The organism is Candidatus Baltobacteraceae bacterium (genome assembly GCA_036488875.1).
Lineage (GTDB): Bacteria > Vulcanimicrobiota > Vulcanimicrobiia > Vulcanimicrobiales > Vulcanimicrobiaceae > JAFAHZ01.
The window spans coordinates 1-15,579 of sequence record DASXGW010000004.1 but is presented as its reverse complement, the minus strand read 5'-3'; the positions used below and the strand labels follow the sequence as shown (position 1 = coordinate 15,579).

Below are 15,579 nucleotides of genomic sequence, written 5' to 3'. Positions count from 1 at the left end.
TTTAGTCCAAAAAGTTTTTCAGACAGAAGACGCTGCCCCCCGCCTTTTCGAATTCCGACGTATCCACGATCAGGGGTTTGAGGCCTTCCCTGCGCGCGATCGTCGACAGCTCGTCCGAGACGTGCGACGCAATGAAATATCCGTTTACCGCAATGCCGTTGCAAGCGAAGCGCATCGCGTCCGCCTGCGAAACCTCATGCAGCCGCTTGAAGACGCCTCGCAGCGACGCGATCGCCGCCGGCGAGAGCGCGGGCGCATATATCAACGCGGCATGCGAGCTCAGCGGCGCAAAACACGTATCCAGATGGTAGAACGTTTCGTCGACCAGCTCGAGCGGCGTTACGCCGATTTCCTCGCGCTCCATCGCTTCGGCGAACTTACGCACCCCGGCTTGCGATGACCGAAAGCCGTAGCCCGCCCAGACGTGCGGATGATTCGGATGCCAAAGAAGATCGCCGCCACCCTCGAGAAAGTCTCCCGCTTCGCAATCGAGGCGAAGATTGATCGAACGAAAGCCGTGCTGTTTGAACCACTGTACGTAGTGGGGCACTTCGCGCGCCCGCGAAGGATATCGCATCGCGCTGGGCACGAAGAAGCGCGTGCCGCTGCTGTCGACGCCGACGAACGCTTGGTTAGCAGCGAAAGTCATGTCTTCCAGATCGTCGGCGGCGTCGATTCTTTCGACCGTCACTCCGGCGGTGGCAAACGCGTCCTCGAGCGCGCTCCATTGCCGCTTCGCAAGGTCGCGATCGACCGGCTCGCCGGATGCCATGAACGGGTTCTTGACGTCTCGCACCGTGAAGTAGTCCGGCGGGCACATCAACACGCGGCGGTGGCTGATATCGATCATACGGCCTTTCTTTCGATAATTGGAACGTTCGGCGCGGCGTCGCGCGGCAGCAAACCGGTGAGGCGCGGATCGTCGCTGATTTCGATTTCCAGTCTGAACGGCGTAAATCCCGAGCGGCGATAAAAATCGACGGCGTCGGGGTGATCGAGCGTGCACGTATGCAGCCAGAAACGCCGGATCGGCCGCGCCCAGGCGCGCTCGATCACACGATTCATCAGCCACCGTCCGGCGCCCGTTCCAATCGCTTCGGGAACCAGTCCGAAGAAGCGCAGCTCGCACTCACCCGGCTGGTGAAAGTCCAGCTCGAACCAGCCGGCCACTTCGCCCGCGTCGCGCGCGACGTAAATCTCGCAGTCGGGATCGTGAATGATGGCTGCCAGCGCGCCGTCGTCGAGCTCGAGACGCGAAAACCACAGATACGGCGCGCCGACGAGGCGAAACAGCGCGCGGTACTCGTCGAGCGGGGGACGCTCCCAGCGTACGGACGTCAGCACGGTGGCGGTTCTTTCCGCTCGCGGCGCCGGAGCCGCAAACATTTCGAGGTCGGTCACCACGTTGGCGATCTTGCCGGGCGGAAGCGCTGTGTAGCCGTCTTTCACCGCACGTAACTTCCGCCGTTGAGGTCGATCGTGGCGCCGCTCGCGTAATCGCCTTTGCTCGAGGCAAAGAACGCGATGATGTCTCCCACCTCCCCGGCGCTTCCGATATATCCCAGCGGAACTTCGGCCTCGAGTTCGGCCCGGCGCGTTGAGTTCGAAAGATCCGGCGCCGCCATATCCGTCTCGATGAAGCCCGGCGCGATGGCGAGGGCCTTGATCCCGTAGCGTCCGCACGAGCGCGCGATCGACTTCGTAAAATTGACTAAAGCCGCTTTACTGGCGCCGTAGTCCGCTACCGAGAGCTCTCCGCGATGGGCCGAACGCGAAGCGACGTTGACGATTTTCCCCGCTCCCTGCGCGCGCATGTGCTGCAGCACGAGATACGTCAAATGAACGCCGCCGAAGAGGTTGATCGAAAACGTCCGGTCCCAACCGCGGCGCCACGCCGCGTAGTCGGTGTCGAAGAACGGATTTTCCTCGAAAATCGCGCCGTTATTGATCAGCACGTCGATACGTCCGAAACGATCGACGCACCCTTCGACGAGCGCCGGCAGCGCGTCGTAGTCGGCGAGATCGCAGTGCAGCGCGACCGCACGATCGCCGAGCTCGCGGGCGAGCGCCATCGCCGATTCGGCATTGCTGGCGTAGGTGAACGCCACCTCGGCACCGTCGCGATGCAGCGCGCGCACCGCCGAAGCACCGATGCCGCGAGAACCCCCGGTTAAAAGGACGACCATGCGTGGCGCTTTCGCCGGGACGCACTCGAATGGCTGCCAATCATATAACAATGAACCGTCCGATCGGCGTTATTTTCGACTTCGATGCCAACGGCAAGGTCATAGGAATCGACTTCGAAAACGCGACCGAGTTCACCGACGTCGAGAACTTGCCGCCGCTTCCCGCGGAGTAGCGCTACGGTGCTTTGAACTGCGTGAGGTCGCTCACGAGCGCGCGCGCCGTGGCGGCGGGCACGCCGAGGCTTTGCAGCAGCGCGGCGTCTTTGAGCAGCGCTTCCCCGGCGCCGTGTTCGCTCGAGGCCCCAAAATACCGCACCACCGCGGTGGCGTTGACGGCGTCGGTTTCGGCGATCGGCATCGCGCCGACCGCGAGCGCATCGCGCGGCCTTCGCCGCGCGTTGGTTCTATGCCGCTATTGAAGCGGCTCGAAGACCGGCACGACCCCTTTGACGAGCGCAACTCGCACGCTATCGTTCGGTTTGAGCTTCGAAAAGTCGACGTCGCCGCGCGCCACCAGCACCGTTTCGACGCCGTTGCTCATTAGAACGAGCACGTGGTGTGCGTCTTGAACGCGCTCCACTTTAACGACGTATTGCCCGTCGGGAATCATGTTGGAATCGACGACCGCTGCCAAAGCCGGAGCGGTACACGCAAGTACGAGCGAAGCGGCGACGAGCTGAACCTTGGTCTTCACGAAAGCAGTTTCTCGAATTCGCGCCCCGCTCGCCATAGTTGTCGCCGTAGGCTTCGTTTATGCTCCCTTAAGAGTGGAAAGGACGACCGGGCGCTCTCACGCATATCTTCGCCACCATGCAAAGAATCGCGTTCATTCTCTGTACCGTTACGTTTGCGTTAAGCGCTTCAGCCGGCGCACAAACTTCGGCGGCGCCGCAGCTTGGAACGAACCTTCTGATCAACGGCGATGCCGAGGCAAACTTCGGCGCAAGCGACGCGTCGCGCGTCGTGAAACCCAGCCGCTGGGAAACGACCGGCGAATTCTCCGTCGTGCAATACGGCGCGAAGGGCGAGTTTCCGGATAACGCGACGCCGGGAAGCACGAACGGCGAGCTCGAGTTTTTCGCCGGGGGAAACGCTGCGCTGTCGACGGCGACGCAAGCCGTTTCGCTCGCGCCGTTTACGTCGCAGATCGATAGCGGGAACGTCAAGTACGAGCTTTCGGGAAAGCTCGGCGGCTTCGGCGCGCTCGACGATTCCGCGGCGGTCGACCTGAGCTTCCTCGATGCAACCGGCAAGACGCTTGCAAGCGACGCTATCGGGCCGGTCAACGCCCAGCAGCGGCTGCTCAACACCGCGCTGCTCAACGAGCAGGCCGGCGGCACTGTGCCCAAAGGTACGCGCTCGGCAATCGTTAAGATCGTCCTGACGCGCGCCGGCGCCGACGGTTACAATCACGGCTTCGCCGACGTCGTATCGCTCGTGCTGCACGAATAGGAGGCACTGCCGTCAAGCCGCTCGAGCTCCGCGGGATCGATCACGTCTTGCTTCTCGTCGCCGATCTCGAGAAGGCTCTGGCGTTTTACGAGAAGGTCGTGGGGTGTTCGGTCGAAACGCGATTGCCGCAGTACGCGATGATCGAGCTTTGCGCGGGCGAGTCGCATCTCGACCTCGTCGACATCTCCGCGTCCGAAGGCGCGTGGGCGCGGCCGGAAATACTCGGTGGCCGCAACGTCGATCACGTCGCGCTGGCGGTTGCGTCCCACGATGCCGGCGCGCTTCGCGCGCACCTTCAGTCGCACGGCATCGACATCGGCGAAGAGCGCGTCGAAGGCGATCGCACGTCGTTCTACGTACGCGATCCGAGCGGTAACTCGATCGAGCTGCGAAGCGCACCGCGGCCGCATGCCTAAACCCGTGCTCGAAGCACTGGAGACCGAACGCCTGCGGTTGCGCAGATACCGCAAGGACGATTTCGAAAACGCGTACCGGTTGACCGGGGATCCGCGCGTTATGCGCTACTATCCGGCGGTGTACGATCGCGACCGCGTCACCCGCATGATCGGCAACATTCTGCGCTCGTACGACGAGAACGGCTACTCGGTGCTCGTCGTCGAGCGCAAATCCGACGGTGTCTACCTCGGCCAGATCGGGCTTCTCCGCTGGAACGACGTCGACGGCCGCGAGGACGTGGAGGTCGCCTATATGCTCGCTGCCGAGGCCTGGGGCAAGGGATACGCGACCGAAGCGGCGCGCGCGTGCCGCGACTGGGCGTTCGAGCGGTTAGACCTCGATCGCGTCGTGTCGTTCATCGCGCTCGCGAACGAGCCGTCGATGCGCGTCGCCGAGCGCAACGGAATGACACGCATCAAGCGGCTCGACGTCAACGCGCTGGGGATCCCGATTTACGTGTACGCCATCGGCCGCGCCGATTGGGAATCGCTGCACCGGACATAACTCTTATGAATCTAGTTGACAAACCCGAACTTTCCGGCTACCATCTACACCTATGAATCTAGTTGTAACAATCGATGCCGCGTAAGCGCTCCGCGACCTTGACCGACCACGAGCTTCGCCTGATGGAAGTGCTGTGGAACACCGGCACGGCGACGGTGGCCGAAGTCACCGCCGGCGTTGGTTCGCCGCCGCTGGCTTACAACACGGTGCTCACGACGTTGCGCACCCTCGAGCAAAAGGGATACGTCGACCACGAAGAAGACGGTCGCGCGTTCGTCTATCGTCCGCTGGTCGCGCAAACGCAAGCCGCCGACTCGGCCGTCCGTCAACTGCTGCAGCGTTTTTTTGGAAACTCGCCCGGAAAGCTCGCGGTCACCTTGCTCGACGAAGCGCGTCTCAGCCACGACGACTTGGCGCGCATTCAAAAATCACTCGCTCGCAAACGAAAGGCAGCGCGATGATCGTTACGTTCCTCGTCAACTCGTTGTGGCAAGGCCTCGTCGCCGTTGCGCTGACCGCGCTGCTGCTGCGACTCGTGCCGATGCGCGACGCGGCGACGCGATATGCCGCGTGGCTTCTCACCCTCGCGGCGCTCGTGACGATTCCGGCGCTTACCGTTTGGACGCATTTCGGTTCGCAGCTCGTGGCCGCCGTCGCACACGGCGCGTCGGGCCGCGGTACGTATTCGCTGACACTCGCGGGAACCTTGACGAGCGAAGCGGCCAATCCGAATCTCGAGCGCATTGTGGTCGCGCTGTGGTTCGCGGGAGCGGCGATCGGTTTGGGACGCCTCGCCGTCAGTCTCTCTCGCATCGTCCGGCTCGTTGCCGGCGCAACGCCGCACTCGACCGTCGACGGCGTACCGGTGTTGAGCTCGCGCGATCTCGCGATCCCGATTGCAACCGGGCTGTGGTCGCCCGCCATTCTGCTGCCGGCTGAACTCGTCGAGTCGCTCGATCCCGCCGGCGTACGGTGCACGATCGAGCACGAGCTCGCACACGTGCGGCGCTGCGACGTGGCCGTCAACGCGCTGCAGCGCATCGTCGAAGCCGTGTTCTTCTGGAATCCCTGGGTGCAGATCGCCGGACGCCGGCTCTCGGCCGAACGCGAGGCGGCGTGCGACGATCGCGCCGCACTGCGGATCGGCGGAGCGCGCGAGTACGCGCTCTGTCTGGCCACACTCGGACGACGCATCGCCGAACGCAGCGCACCGCTGCTCACCCCCGGCGCGTTCGGAACGCGCAACTCGCTGGTCGCGCGGATCGAACGCCTGATGAGCGACGGTTCGCCCGGCAACGCACGTATTAACTATCTTGCCGTAGGAGGTATCTCGATGCTCTTCGCTGCCCTCACGCTCGTCTTTCAAGCACTCGTTCCCACGCCGGCAAACGCCTCGCCGGTGCAAACGTCATCGACTGCAGCGGTCGTCGCGGCGGCGTGCACGAAACCAAACGCAGACCCCGCCGCCGTGAATCCGGCGGCCCCACAGGTTCCATTTAGAATAACGCGCGTGGTTTCGGCGGTAGTCGGAGTGACGATTACCCCGAGCGGCAGCGTCGCCGGTGCGAAGATCTATAAATCGAGCGGAAATGCTGCCATCGATAAGGCGGTTCTAACTGCCGCCGAAAAGTCGACGTACTCGCCTAAGATCGTAAACTGCGTCGCGGTGCAAGGCACGTACCTCTTCTATGCTCGCTTCGCACCATAGCGTTCGATTATAGCGGATTCTGATTGCCGGCGGCCTGCCATTGCGTGCCGTCGGCAAACCGCACCGCTTGCACGGTGCACGTCAACGACGAAAACTTCAACATGCGAAACCCCGGCGGCGCTTTAACGGAATCGGTCCGAACGACCGTTCCGTGCGCGGGAATCGCTCCGTCGAGCTGCGCGATCGACGGCGGATCGGTCTCGAAGCCCTCCCAATCCGGTTCGTAGATGCGAATCCACACGCGATCGATTGCAAAGCCGCTGTAGTTGGCGAGCTCGAACTTCATGGTCACGTCGTGACGTTCGTCGGGCTGCTCGACCATGTCGCAAATCACGCTCATCGGGCCGTCGCCGCCGACGGTGATGGCAAAGGCTAGGATCGGTGCCAGCATACCGGCAGTCTAGCCGGAACCCGTCCAAAAGCCGTCCTCGCGTGACTTTGAGCGTACGTTGATGGCCGGAGCCTCCCACCACCGCTAGAATGTGGCCATGAAGCGTATTGTGTATGCCCTGCTCGCAGCAGTCGTCATCACGTCTACAGCGGCGCCGGCCGACCAAAATCCCACCAAGACCGCCGGAGCGCTATCGCCCTCCGAGAAGGCCTTCGTCGTGGCGATTCAGAGCGACCTCATGGGGCGCTTTGCGACCGCGGCCGACGCCGAGCGCGCCGGCTACTTCCGGTACACCAACGAAGACAACACCGGCGCGATCAGCTACGCCAACCTGAAGTGGGCGTCGACCGATCCCAAGCATCCCAGTCAGTTGTGGTACGACAAGAACGGTCAGCTGCTCGGCGCGGACTTCTCGGTGCTGACGACTACGAGTCCCAAGCGGCCGGTGCTGTGGGGCGTCGATCCCGGACGTTGGTACGAGTTCGACGGTCACATTCACTGGGTGGGGCGCGACCCCGCAACCGGTAAGCTCACGTACGATCACTATGCGTTGAATCCGGCGTTCGTCAAAGCCGGTGGTGACTTGAGCCATCCGACTGCGGCGACGTTAGTTGCCATGAAAAAGGTACCCAACGCAAAAGACGTCGCCACGGTGTTTGAGTTTCCGGGAATCTGGGATTTGATCGTTTGGGTCAAGCCCAATCCCAGCGGCGCCTTCGCCGAGAAGAACCCGACCGTCAAACCGTAACGGCGGGGGCAACGCAAAGCCGCTCGCGAAACCTGTGACATGATTACACGTTTCGTTGCAGCGGCTTTCGCGGTCGCGTTGATTGCCGGATGCGCCCCGCTCGTTTCCGGTCCCGACGCCGGCATGGCGCAACAGTCACAGCACGTACAACAACCGGATGCCTCGGCTGCGGCCAAGTACTGCCGATCCACCGGCGGTCAGGTGCAAAAGCGCATACCGGTCTCCGGTACGGACGATTCTTCCTCGAAGCAAGAGCTCGTGCTCGCCGGCAGCGCCCAGTTCTGTATGTACGCAAAGAAGAACTCGCGCATCTACGTGCTGGTGAGCACGTTGTATGCAACGAAGCCGACGTTAGCGGCGCTCGCCTATTACAAAGCGCCTAAAGTTCCGAAATCGTGCAACGCCGGCGACCCGGCCTCGTGCTACTGCACGTACGTGGGCGGATCGGATAGGTTCAACGACGTGGGCGTCGCCGAAGGCGCCTGGGTGCTCGAAGGCGCCGCCGACGTCGATCTGGATGCGTGCATCTTCCCGGATCTGTCGTCGATCGATTCGTGGGGCTTAACCTATCACGCGGACAACGTCGTCAGCGGGATCGATCTGGCGAAAGTCCTCCGCTACCGCCCGAAACATTGACGCCGGCGGCCAGCGCCGCGAACGACGCTCGGTTGCGCCAGCAGAGAAATGCCCACAGCACCATGACGGGGATCGCAAAAAAGAGGCCGACCGGCATCATCGTGACGTGAAAAGCCAAGCTGTTGTAGAGAAATCCAGCCAAAATGATGAGGGCGATCGTCACATAGCGATTGGCGAGCAAGAGAACGCCCGCCGTGAATTGCGCCGCACCGACGAACATCGACCAGTGCGAGTGAACGAACGCGTCGTTAAACGCGCCGGCCATACCCGGGAGCGGCGGCGGATTGGTAAAGACGAACGCGAATACGCCGGCGACGACGAAGATCAGGCCGACGAGGACGCGGACGATGACGGTAATGACGTTCATGGTAATTCCCTTTCACCAGCTACGTCGAACGGGAGGCCCCGATTTCGACGAGCATCCGGAAATCTCGGGTGTCAATGCGGCGTGGGCGTAGGCTCCGGAACCGTCTCAAACTGCTTGTAGAACGCGTCCGAACTCATCGGCCGTCCTAGGAAGTTGCGGACCTCGACGTCGGGTTCGTACGTACGCGCCGGCTCCAAGATCGTCTTACGGTATCGTTCGCCGACGGCCGGGTTTTCCAATCCGCCGTTTTTGAACGCGGTGAACATGTCTTGTGCGTACACGAGGGCCCACAAATAGCTGTAGTAACCCGCATCGTACCCGAAGAGATGCCCGAAGGCTGCTTGCGGATGCGTTCCCGCAACCATGGCGAGCGGCGTGTACTCCGAAGAGATCTGGGCCCAGATCGCCGTGGTATCGACCCTCGGCCCGCTCGAGTGATACGCCATGTCGACCATTCCGAGTTTGATCTGGCCGGTCGTGAAGTACGCTTCGTCGACGTAACGTGCCGCGATCATTTTCGCGATCAGATCGTCGCGCAGCGGCGCGCCGGTCGTAACGTTGGAACTGATTTCCTTGAGAATCGACGGCTCCCACATGAAGTTTTCGAGCATCTGCGAAGGCGCCTCGACGAAATCCTGACGGAATCCGCCGCTGAGTGTTTCATACGGCGCGGTTCCGAGCAGCGCGGCTAAGTTGTGCCCGAACTCGTGGAAGAACGTGATCACGTCTTGATGCGAAAGCAATGCGGGCGAACCCGGAGCCGGGCGCGGCCAGTTGCCTAAGATCGCCGTGACCGGCGGCCGGTACGATCCGTCGGACAGTTCACGCGCGGGCAGCAGCGGCCAGTTCGCAAAGTGCGTGAACTTTCCGGGCCGCGGATAGAGATCGAAGAAGGTGGTGCCGATGAACTTGCCGCTCTTGGTATCGAAGACGTTGTAGCTGATGACGTCGGGAGCCCAAGCCTTAGGATCGGGAACTTTCACGAACGTCACGCCGAGAATCTTGTGATACAGATTCATGATGCGGTCGATGACGACGTCCACCGGGAAGTATTGCCGGATTTCCTCGTTGTCGACCGAGTACTTCGTCTTGACCAGCTGGTTGTAGTAGTACGAGACGTCCCACGGGTCGATCGTGGCATTGGGGTCGCCGGTGTCCTGCGCTTTGAGCTGCGCCAATCCCGCGATGTCGCGCTTGGCTTGCGGCATGAGCTTTTCGTCCAGCGAACGTTCGAACGTCAACACGCGATCGGGTGTCTTTGCCATCCGGTCGGCTAGCCGATACGCCGCCCACGAGTCGTATTCGAGCAACTTTGCCAACCGATCTCGCACGCTGATGGCGTTTTCGAGCACGGTGACGTTGGACGCGGCGCGATTGTTGTATGCGAGGTAATAGGTCTTCCGTGCGACCGCGTCGCGTTCGTTTTGCAAAAACGGGGTGACCGTGCTTTCGTTCACCTTAACGGTGTAGGTACCGTCAGGGTTGTGGGTTAGGGTCTTTACGAATCCCGCCGGCAAGCTCTGCGCTTGGTCGGCGGTGACGTTCACGGTGGTGGCCTCGTTGTTGAGCGTTTCGCTCCACTTGCTGCTGAGGGCGGTCAATTCATTGGAGAGCGCGACGAACGATTGACGCTTCTGCGCCGAGAGCCCGGCGCCGGACTGGCGCGCGCTCACGAGATAGTACTCCAGAAGTTTTTTGTCGGCATCGGTGCGCGCGGTGCCGCTGCGCTGGACGTCAACCAGCGCGCGATAGACGTCCGGCCGCGCACCAAACGCCGCAAAGTAATTGCTCTGAGCGATGTTGCAGCGATCCGAAGCGTCGCGTACGGGCTTGTCGATCGCCATATTGAAGAGAAAGCCTTGGGCGACCAGGCGGTCGCTAAAATCGGCTTCCGCGTTTTCGAGCGGAAGCAGCATATTCGCAAACGTGCGCTGCCCGCGGACTGCCATAATCCGCTTGACGGCCGCGTCGAACGCCGCAATCTGCGCCGTGCAGCTCGACGCGATCTGCTCGGGCGTAAGGTTCCAATCGATGGCAGTAGGGTGTGCCGGCTGAAGCGGTGCGGCATCGGCTGCCGCGACGGGCAAGGGAAGAAGCAGCGCTGTCAGCAGCGCACAAACGACGTGAACGACTCTATGCATAGGGACCGCTCATTCACCACGCCGCTCGAAGGTACTTGCGAGGCAGCTTGAGGGCGCAACCGGCGGGGGTCGCCACCGGTTGACGAGGGCATGAAAATTCTCGTAATCGGAGCCAAGGGCACCATCGGTAAAGCCGTCGTCGACGAGCTGAAGCAGCGTCACGAAATCGTCACCGCGGGCAGGTCGCACGGCGACCATCAGGTGGATCTCGCCGATCTTGGCAGTATTCGCAGCCTGTTCGAAAAGGTCGGCAAGATCGACGCAGTCGTCAGCGCGGCGGGTAACGTGCATTTCGGACCGCTACTCGACATGACGCCCGAGCAACTTGGAATCGGAGTCGCCGACAAACTCATGGGACAGGTGCATCTAGCGCTCGAAGCGGCAAAACACTTGAACGCCGGAGGGTCGGTAACGCTCGTTGCCGGGACGCTGAGCCGGGATCCGATCCGCTACGGCGCCAGCGCTTCGCTCGTGAATGGGGCGCTCGAAAGCTTTGTACGCGCGGCCGCGCTCGAGTTTCCACCGGGAATGCGGATCAACGCCGTCAGTCCAACCGTGCTTCGAGAATCCATGGCGGCGTATGGGCCGTACTTTCCCGGCAGCGAAGGCGTTTCGGGAAAGCGCGTAGGCCTCGCGTTTGCAAAAAGCGTCGAAGGCGCTCAAACGGGACAGGTCTATTCCGTCGAAGAGTAGTTTAAAAAGCACCACACGAGTGCTTGTTGTTTTTGGTGCCCAGAAAGGGACTCGAACCCCCACGATGTTGCCACCACTGATACCTGAAACCAGCGCGTCTACCAATTCCGCCATCTGGGCACGGCGCGACCGCACCCGATTCGCGTCGGCGGGCGCCGGCCCTGCCTCGGGCGCTACTTCGGCGGCCATGCGAAGACGGCGTCGAGGTCGAGACTCAGACCTTCGAGCGTGGCCGACGGCATCGAGCCGCCGTTAAACGCCTGCACCTCTTCATACGATTCCCCCACCGGGCGCGCGCAGCGCTCGATCGTCTTGCGCGCGATGTCGACGATCCAATATTCGCAGACGCCGTAGCGCGCGTAGAGCGCACGCTTGCGAACGCGGTCGGCGCTCGCGCTCGACGGCGAGATTACCTCGACCAGTAATGACGGGGCGCCGAGAATCGCCTTCTCGCCGATAATCTCGCGGCGCTCGGATCCGATGTAGGTGAGATCCGGCGCCGTCACGTCGCGGTCGCCGAAGACGACGTCCACCTCCGCGCAGAACGCGACCGCGCCGTGCCGAGCAGCGTACTCATGAAGGCGCACGAAGATCTCTCCGACGACGAACTGGTGCGCGGGGACGGCGCTGGGCGACACGAGCAGCTCTCCTTCGATGAGCTCCCGCCGTACGTGGTCTTCCGGGAACCGCTCGAGGTCGGCGTAGGTCAGCAGTGCCGTACGTGCCATGGCTCCGGTATCGTATCACGCGAACGGCGGCCGGCGGCAAGGGCGAAACCTCCGCCCGGGGGGCAGGTTTGCAGAGACTACGATGCCCCTCACCCTCGTCGGCGCGGAAGCGCCTACTCTGCTCGATCCGTACTCGGAGGCTGTTACCGCGGCGGCCGAGCGCGTCAGTCCGGCGGTCGTCTGTATCGAAGCCCGCAGCGGCCGGCACGGCGGAAACGGTTCGGGCTTCATCTTTACTCCCGACGGTTTCGTGCTGACCAACAGCCACGTCGTGCACGACGCCGACCACGTCACTGTTGCGCTGCTCGACGGGCGCGAGCTGCCGGCGCGGCTCATCGGCGACGACCTCCACTCCGACTTGGCCGTGCTGCGCATCGACGCGCCCGAACTCGCGCACGCGACGCTCGGCGATTCATCGGCGCTGCGACCGGGCCAACTCGTCGTTGCCGTCGGCAACCCGTTCGGACTTGCCTATACGGTAACGGCCGGCGTCGTCAGCGCACTCGGACGCAGCCTGCGCTCGCAGTCCGGCCGCATGATGGACAACATCGTTCAAACCGACGCGGCGCTCAATCCCGGCAACTCCGGCGGACCGCTCGTCTCGAGCGACGGAAGCGTTATCGGCGTGAACACCGCCGTGCTGCCCGGACAAGGTTTGTGCTTTGCGATCGGCATCAACACCGCTAAGCACGTTGCCGCGCTGCTGATCCGCGACGGTAAGGTGCGCCGCGGCTACCTTGGAATCGCGGCGCAGGACGTCGTGCTGGCGCCGGCCGCCGCGCGGCGTTTCGGACTCGACGACCGGCGCGCGATCCTCATCGATTCGGTCGAACCGGGAAGCCCAGCGAATATCGCGCGCCTGCAAGCGGGCGACGTCCTCGTTGCGCTAGAGGGCCAGCGCTTGACTGGACTCGACGCGCTGCACCGGCTCATGACCACCATTGATTTGAGCCGCCCCTACAAACTCGACCTCCTTCGCAAGAGCGAGCGACTCTCACCGATAATCTTGGCGGTAGAGTCGCCAGAATGATTCGCAAGCTTTTACCGATCCTCGGCGTTACGTTCATCGACATCCTCGGATTCAGCATGCTGATTCCGATGCTGCCGTACTTCGTGACGCACTTCGGCGCGTCGGCGTTCGTCGTCGGCGTGCTGTTCGCGACCTTTTCGTTCTGCCAGCTCGTCTCGGCGCCGATGTGGGGCAACATCTCCGACCGCCTCGGTCGCAAGCGGGTGCTGATCATCAGTCAGATCGGCGCTACGATCGGCTGGGCGATGCTCGGCGTCGCTCCGAACATCGCCGTTAGTCTCGGCTTACCGGTCATGGGCGTCGTTTTCGTCGCGCGCGTCGTCGAAGGCGTCTCCGGCGGAAACATCAGCATCACGCAAGCATACGTCGCGGATCTCGTCGAAGCCAAAGACCGCTCGCGCGCGTTCGGTCTCATCATGGCGATGTTCGCCGCCGGCATGGTCTTCGGTCCGTTCGCGGGCGGCGTTCTGTTCGCGCATTTCGGATTCGCGGTCCCGTTCTTAGCCGCAGCCGGCCTGCAGTGCGTAACGCTCGTGCTCACCATCGTCATGCTGCCGGAGTCGCGCACCAAAGACGAGGAGGCCGAATCGAAAGGCGTCGGCTTGCGCGAGATCTTGGCCTCGTTCGGCCGGCCGCGCTTGGGACGCCTCCTCTGGCAGAAGCTGGCGATCTCGATGGGTCAGTACGGATGGTTCGCGGCCTTCGCGCTGTTCTTGCAACGGCAACTCGGATACGGGCTCACGGAAACGGATTATCTGTTCTCCGCGTTTGCCGTGTTCAACGTCGCCATGAACGGCTTCGTCGTCGGTCGCGCGTCGGCGCGGCTGGGCGACCGGACAATGTCGAACGTCGGGTTGGCAGCGCTCGTTGGATCGTTTGCCGGCGTCCCGTTCGTTCACACGCTCGCAACCATGCTGATAACGATGGTGCTGTTTTCCATCGGGATGGCGTTCACGAACACCGGCATCACGGCGCTCATCAGCAATGCCGCCTCGGATCGCGAACAAGGCACCGTGCTGGGGACGAGTTCGTCGCTCGACTCGCTCTCGGGAATCGTCGCGCCCCCGGTTTCGACCGGCTTGCTTGCTACCTACGGAGCGCGCTTCGCGAGTATCGAATCGCTGGGGTTTGCGGCGATCGCGCTTGCCATGGGTATTGTCAGCGGACGCGGCGAACAGGCTTCGTCCCCACTCAAGGAGGCGCTTGAATAATGAAAAGCAAGATCACGGGAACCACCCTCCCCGTTCTCGAGATCGGGCTCGAGCCCGGTGATACGATCGTCGCCGAGCCCGGCGAATTTTCGTGGATGACCGAGAACGTCCAACTCAAGACCACCACCATGACCGCGGGCGCAAAAGGTATTTTTGGCGTGTTGGGACGCGCGCTTTCCGGCGGCGGCCTCTTCATGACCGAGTACACCGCGCCTGCCGGAAACGGTTTGATCGCGTTCGCCGCAAAAGTACCCGGTCAAATCGTGCAAGTCGACGTGCAGCCCGGCCACGGTTTCATGATTCACCGGCATGGATTTCTCTGCGCGACGCACGGCCTCGAACTCTCGATCGGTTTCCAGCAGTCGCTCGGCGCCGGAATCTTCGGCGGCAACGGATTCATCATGCAGAAGCTTGCCGGCACGAGTTCGGCTTGGGTCGAGCTCGGCGGTGAAGTCGTCATTTACGATTTGCAGCCGGGTGAGTCGATTCAAGTTCATCCCGGCCACATCGGCATGTTCCAAGACTCCGTCAACTTCGACATTCGCATGATGCGCGGCATCACCAACGCCCTCTTCGGAGGCGACGGACTCTTTATCGCGCATCTGACCGGTCCCGGAAAAGTGTGGCTCCAAACGCTCACGCTTCCGAATCTCGCCCACGCCCTGCTGCCGTACATGGGCAAAGAAACTGCGGTGCAGACCACGCAAGCCGGAGTTGCGGGCGGCATCGCCGGCGCCGTCTTAAAGGATATGTTCGGAAACTAGCTCGGGACTGTCATCCTGAGCGTAGCGAGGCGCAATGCGCCGAGCGAAGTCGAAGGGCAGGCGCATGTTGTGATTCGCCTGCCCTTCGACTTCGGCGCTTCGCGCCTACGCTCAGGATGACAACCGTTGCGCTAAGCTGCAGTCTTTTTCTTGCGCTTCGGGGCCGGTTTGTCTTGAGACGCGGTGCGGCGCTTCTTGCTTTCTTCCAGCGATTGCGCGAGCACGTCCATGAGGTTGACGACCTTCGACGGCTTCGAGACCTTCTTGGGTTCGGGCAGCTCTTTGCCGGCGGCGCGCGCTTCGATCATCGCGAGCATTTCGTCGTGATAGCGGTTCGTGAACTTATCGGGCTCGAATTCGTCAACCGTCATCGAATCGATGAGCATCTTGGCCATCTTCATCTCGGGCTCGGGCAACTTGACGTCGCCCGGAAAATCCAGATCGCCTTGCTCGACCAGTTCTTCGGCCCAGTGCATCAGTTCGAGGACGAGTGCTTTACCGCTCGGTTTCACCGCGGCGATCGTTTCCTTCGTGCGGATGACGACGCGCGCGATCGCGACCTTT

The 15,579-nt window shown here is 62.4% G+C and carries 22 protein-coding genes and 1 tRNA gene; 12 read left to right on the top strand and 11 right to left on the bottom strand.

Translation table 11 applies throughout. From position 1 onward, the window contains the following. Position 1: 1 nt before the first annotated feature. The 3 genes from VGG89_05610 to VGG89_05600 are packed head-to-tail and all read right to left on the bottom strand — an operon-like array spanning position 2 to position 2,186. The gene (locus VGG89_05610; GenBank protein HEY1975994.1) at positions 2 to 850 is read right to left on the bottom strand and encodes an arginine deiminase-related protein; all 849 of its coding nucleotides are present in this window, start codon (positions 848 to 850) and stop codon (positions 2 to 4) included. Next, positions 847 to 1,449 carry a GNAT family N-acetyltransferase gene (locus VGG89_05605; GenBank protein HEY1975993.1) on the bottom strand — a complete coding sequence of 201 codons (603 nt, stop codon included), beginning with the start codon at positions 1,447 to 1,449 and terminating at the stop codon, positions 847 to 849. The genes VGG89_05610 and VGG89_05605 overlap by 4 nt, the downstream gene beginning before the upstream one ends. Then, positions 1,446 to 2,186, bottom strand: a complete 741-nt coding sequence (locus tag VGG89_05600; GenBank protein ID HEY1975992.1) for an SDR family oxidoreductase — start codon at positions 2,184 to 2,186, stop codon at positions 1,446 to 1,448. Before VGG89_05600 ends, VGG89_05605 begins: the two co-directional genes overlap by 4 nt. Before the next feature lie 50 nt (positions 2,187 to 2,236). Between VGG89_05600 and VGG89_05595 the strand changes: the two genes are divergently transcribed. Then, a complete protein-coding gene (locus VGG89_05595) occupies positions 2,237 to 2,359 on the top strand; it encodes a DUF2283 domain-containing protein (GenBank protein HEY1975991.1) in 123 nt (40 codons plus the stop codon). A gap of 2 nt (positions 2,360 to 2,361) precedes the next feature. On the opposite strand, the gene VGG89_05590 is transcribed toward VGG89_05595, so the two are convergent. Together VGG89_05590 and VGG89_05585 are read right to left on the bottom strand one after the other, a co-directional pair. Next, the gene (locus VGG89_05590) at positions 2,362 to 2,544 is read right to left on the bottom strand and encodes a hypothetical protein (GenBank protein HEY1975990.1); all 183 of its coding nucleotides are present in this window, start codon (positions 2,542 to 2,544) and stop codon (positions 2,362 to 2,364) included. A 54-nt stretch (positions 2,545 to 2,598) separates the two neighbouring features. Then, positions 2,599 to 2,880 carry a hypothetical protein gene (locus tag VGG89_05585; GenBank protein ID HEY1975989.1) on the bottom strand — a complete coding sequence of 94 codons (282 nt, stop codon included), beginning with the start codon at positions 2,878 to 2,880 and terminating at the stop codon, positions 2,599 to 2,601. Positions 2,881 to 2,996: 116 nt separating this feature from the next. On the opposite strand from VGG89_05585, the gene VGG89_05580 reads away from it, so the two are divergent. The 5 genes from VGG89_05580 (at position 2,997) to VGG89_05560 (ending at position 6,306) form a co-directional block, all read left to right on the top strand. Further along, the gene (locus tag VGG89_05580; protein HEY1975988.1) at positions 2,997 to 3,638 is read left to right on the top strand and encodes a hypothetical protein; all 642 of its coding nucleotides are present in this window, start codon (positions 2,997 to 2,999) and stop codon (positions 3,636 to 3,638) included. Beyond that, complete coding sequence (locus VGG89_05575; protein ID HEY1975987.1) at positions 3,617 to 4,054, top strand: VOC family protein; 438 nt, start codon at positions 3,617 to 3,619, stop codon at positions 4,052 to 4,054. The genes VGG89_05580 and VGG89_05575 overlap by 22 nt, the downstream gene beginning before the upstream one ends. Beyond that, complete coding sequence (locus VGG89_05570) at positions 4,047 to 4,598, top strand: GNAT family N-acetyltransferase (GenBank protein ID HEY1975986.1); 552 nt, start codon at positions 4,047 to 4,049, stop codon at positions 4,596 to 4,598. Before VGG89_05575 ends, VGG89_05570 begins: the two co-directional genes overlap by 8 nt. 74 nt (positions 4,599 to 4,672) lie before the next feature. Then, entirely contained in the window at positions 4,673 to 5,059 is a 387-nt protein-coding gene (locus VGG89_05565) for a BlaI/MecI/CopY family transcriptional regulator (GenBank protein HEY1975985.1), read from the top strand. Continuing rightward, complete coding sequence (locus VGG89_05560) at positions 5,056 to 6,306, top strand: M56 family metallopeptidase (protein HEY1975984.1); 1,251 nt, start codon at positions 5,056 to 5,058, stop codon at positions 6,304 to 6,306. The genes VGG89_05565 and VGG89_05560 overlap by 4 nt, the downstream gene beginning before the upstream one ends. A 7-nt stretch (positions 6,307 to 6,313) precedes the next feature. On the opposite strand, the gene VGG89_05555 is transcribed toward VGG89_05560, so the two are convergent. Beyond that, positions 6,314 to 6,697 (bottom strand): hypothetical protein, encoded by a 384-nt coding sequence (locus VGG89_05555; protein HEY1975983.1) that lies wholly within the window; start codon positions 6,695 to 6,697, stop codon positions 6,314 to 6,316. 97 nt (positions 6,698 to 6,794) lie between these two features. Between VGG89_05555 and VGG89_05550 the strand changes: the two genes are divergently transcribed. After that, positions 6,795 to 7,445, top strand: coding sequence for a hypothetical protein (locus VGG89_05550; protein ID HEY1975982.1), 651 nt, complete (start codon positions 6,795 to 6,797; stop codon positions 7,443 to 7,445). Between the two features lie 39 nt (positions 7,446 to 7,484). Continuing rightward, positions 7,485 to 8,081 (top strand): hypothetical protein, encoded by a 597-nt coding sequence (locus VGG89_05545; protein ID HEY1975981.1) that lies wholly within the window; start codon positions 7,485 to 7,487, stop codon positions 8,079 to 8,081. Here VGG89_05545 and VGG89_05540 read toward each other — a convergent pair. Then, positions 8,032 to 8,448: a hypothetical protein gene (locus VGG89_05540; GenBank protein ID HEY1975980.1), complete on the bottom strand. Its 417-nt coding sequence runs from the start codon at positions 8,446 to 8,448 to the stop codon at positions 8,032 to 8,034. The genes VGG89_05545 and VGG89_05540 overlap by 50 nt on opposite strands. 71 nt (positions 8,449 to 8,519) lie before the next feature. Next, positions 8,520 to 10,589 (bottom strand): M3 family metallopeptidase, encoded by a 2,070-nt coding sequence (locus VGG89_05535; GenBank protein ID HEY1975979.1) that lies wholly within the window; start codon positions 10,587 to 10,589, stop codon positions 8,520 to 8,522. A 90-nt stretch (positions 10,590 to 10,679) separates the two neighbouring features. On the opposite strand from VGG89_05535, the gene VGG89_05530 reads away from it, so the two are divergent. Next, entirely contained in the window at positions 10,680 to 11,282 is a 603-nt protein-coding gene (locus tag VGG89_05530) for a short chain dehydrogenase (protein HEY1975978.1), read from the top strand. A gap of 33 nt (positions 11,283 to 11,315) precedes the next feature. On the opposite strand, the gene VGG89_05525 is transcribed toward VGG89_05530, so the two are convergent. Further along, positions 11,316 to 11,402, bottom strand: a tRNA-Leu gene (locus VGG89_05525). Between the two features lie 53 nt (positions 11,403 to 11,455). Then, on the bottom strand, positions 11,456 to 12,010 hold the full coding sequence (locus VGG89_05520) for a Uma2 family endonuclease (GenBank protein ID HEY1975977.1): 555 nt from the start codon (positions 12,008 to 12,010) through the stop codon (positions 11,456 to 11,458). Positions 12,011 to 12,092: 82 nt separating this feature from the next. Here VGG89_05520 and VGG89_05515 point away from each other — a divergent pair, with 82 nt between their 5' ends. Genes VGG89_05515 through VGG89_05505 form a run of 3 tightly spaced genes read left to right on the top strand, consistent with a single transcriptional unit; the run spans position 12,093 to position 15,015 of the window. After that, positions 12,093 to 13,040, top strand: coding sequence for a trypsin-like peptidase domain-containing protein (locus VGG89_05515; protein ID HEY1975976.1), 948 nt, complete (start codon positions 12,093 to 12,095; stop codon positions 13,038 to 13,040). After that, a complete protein-coding gene (locus VGG89_05510; protein HEY1975975.1) occupies positions 13,037 to 14,251 on the top strand; it encodes an MFS transporter in 1,215 nt (404 codons plus the stop codon). The genes VGG89_05515 and VGG89_05510 overlap by 4 nt, the downstream gene beginning before the upstream one ends. Beyond that, complete coding sequence (locus VGG89_05505; protein ID HEY1975974.1) at positions 14,251 to 15,015, top strand: AIM24 family protein; 765 nt, start codon at positions 14,251 to 14,253, stop codon at positions 15,013 to 15,015. Before VGG89_05510 ends, VGG89_05505 begins: the two co-directional genes overlap by 1 nt. A 131-nt stretch (positions 15,016 to 15,146) precedes the next feature. Here VGG89_05505 and VGG89_05500 read toward each other — a convergent pair. Beyond that, a partial coding sequence (locus tag VGG89_05500; protein ID HEY1975973.1) for a hypothetical protein occupies positions 15,147 to 15,579 on the bottom strand: 433 nt, incomplete at its 5' end.

Excerpts from the sequence above, each read along its gene's own strand:
- VGG89_05600 (HEY1975992.1), bottom strand. The coding sequence starts at position 2,186 with ATGGTCGTCCTTTTAACCGGGGGTTCTCGCGGCATCGGTGCTTCGGCG.
- VGG89_05565 (HEY1975985.1), top strand. The coding sequence starts at position 4,673 with ATGCCGCGTAAGCGCTCCGCGACCTTGACCGACCACGAGCTTCGCCTG.
- VGG89_05595 (HEY1975991.1), top strand. The coding sequence starts at position 2,237 with ATGAACCGTCCGATCGGCGTTATTTTCGACTTCGATGCCAACGGCAAG.
- VGG89_05530 (HEY1975978.1), top strand. The coding sequence starts at position 10,680 with ATGAAAATTCTCGTAATCGGAGCCAAGGGCACCATCGGTAAAGCCGTC.
- VGG89_05550 (HEY1975982.1), top strand. The coding sequence starts at position 6,795 with ATGAAGCGTATTGTGTATGCCCTGCTCGCAGCAGTCGTCATCACGTCT.
- VGG89_05590 (HEY1975990.1), bottom strand. The coding sequence starts at position 2,544 with ATGCCGATCGCCGAAACCGACGCCGTCAACGCCACCGCGGTGGTGCGG.
- VGG89_05520 (HEY1975977.1), bottom strand. The coding sequence starts at position 12,010 with ATGGCACGTACGGCACTGCTGACCTACGCCGACCTCGAGCGGTTCCCG.
- VGG89_05545 (HEY1975981.1), top strand. The coding sequence starts at position 7,485 with ATGATTACACGTTTCGTTGCAGCGGCTTTCGCGGTCGCGTTGATTGCC.
- VGG89_05515 (HEY1975976.1), top strand. The coding sequence starts at position 12,093 with ATGCCCCTCACCCTCGTCGGCGCGGAAGCGCCTACTCTGCTCGATCCG.
- VGG89_05505 (HEY1975974.1), top strand. The coding sequence starts at position 14,251 with ATGAAAAGCAAGATCACGGGAACCACCCTCCCCGTTCTCGAGATCGGG.
- VGG89_05610 (HEY1975994.1), bottom strand. The coding sequence starts at position 850 with ATGATCGATATCAGCCACCGCCGCGTGTTGATGTGCCCGCCGGACTAC.
- VGG89_05510 (HEY1975975.1), top strand. The coding sequence starts at position 13,037 with ATGATTCGCAAGCTTTTACCGATCCTCGGCGTTACGTTCATCGACATC.
- VGG89_05580 (HEY1975988.1), top strand. The coding sequence starts at position 2,997 with ATGCAAAGAATCGCGTTCATTCTCTGTACCGTTACGTTTGCGTTAAGC.
- VGG89_05535 (HEY1975979.1), bottom strand. The coding sequence starts at position 10,589 with ATGCATAGAGTCGTTCACGTCGTTTGTGCGCTGCTGACAGCGCTGCTT.
- VGG89_05540 (HEY1975980.1), bottom strand. The coding sequence starts at position 8,448 with ATGAACGTCATTACCGTCATCGTCCGCGTCCTCGTCGGCCTGATCTTC.
- VGG89_05570 (HEY1975986.1), top strand. The coding sequence starts at position 4,047 with ATGCCTAAACCCGTGCTCGAAGCACTGGAGACCGAACGCCTGCGGTTG.
- VGG89_05555 (HEY1975983.1), bottom strand. The coding sequence starts at position 6,697 with ATGCTGGCACCGATCCTAGCCTTTGCCATCACCGTCGGCGGCGACGGC.
- VGG89_05560 (HEY1975984.1), top strand. The coding sequence starts at position 5,056 with ATGATCGTTACGTTCCTCGTCAACTCGTTGTGGCAAGGCCTCGTCGCC.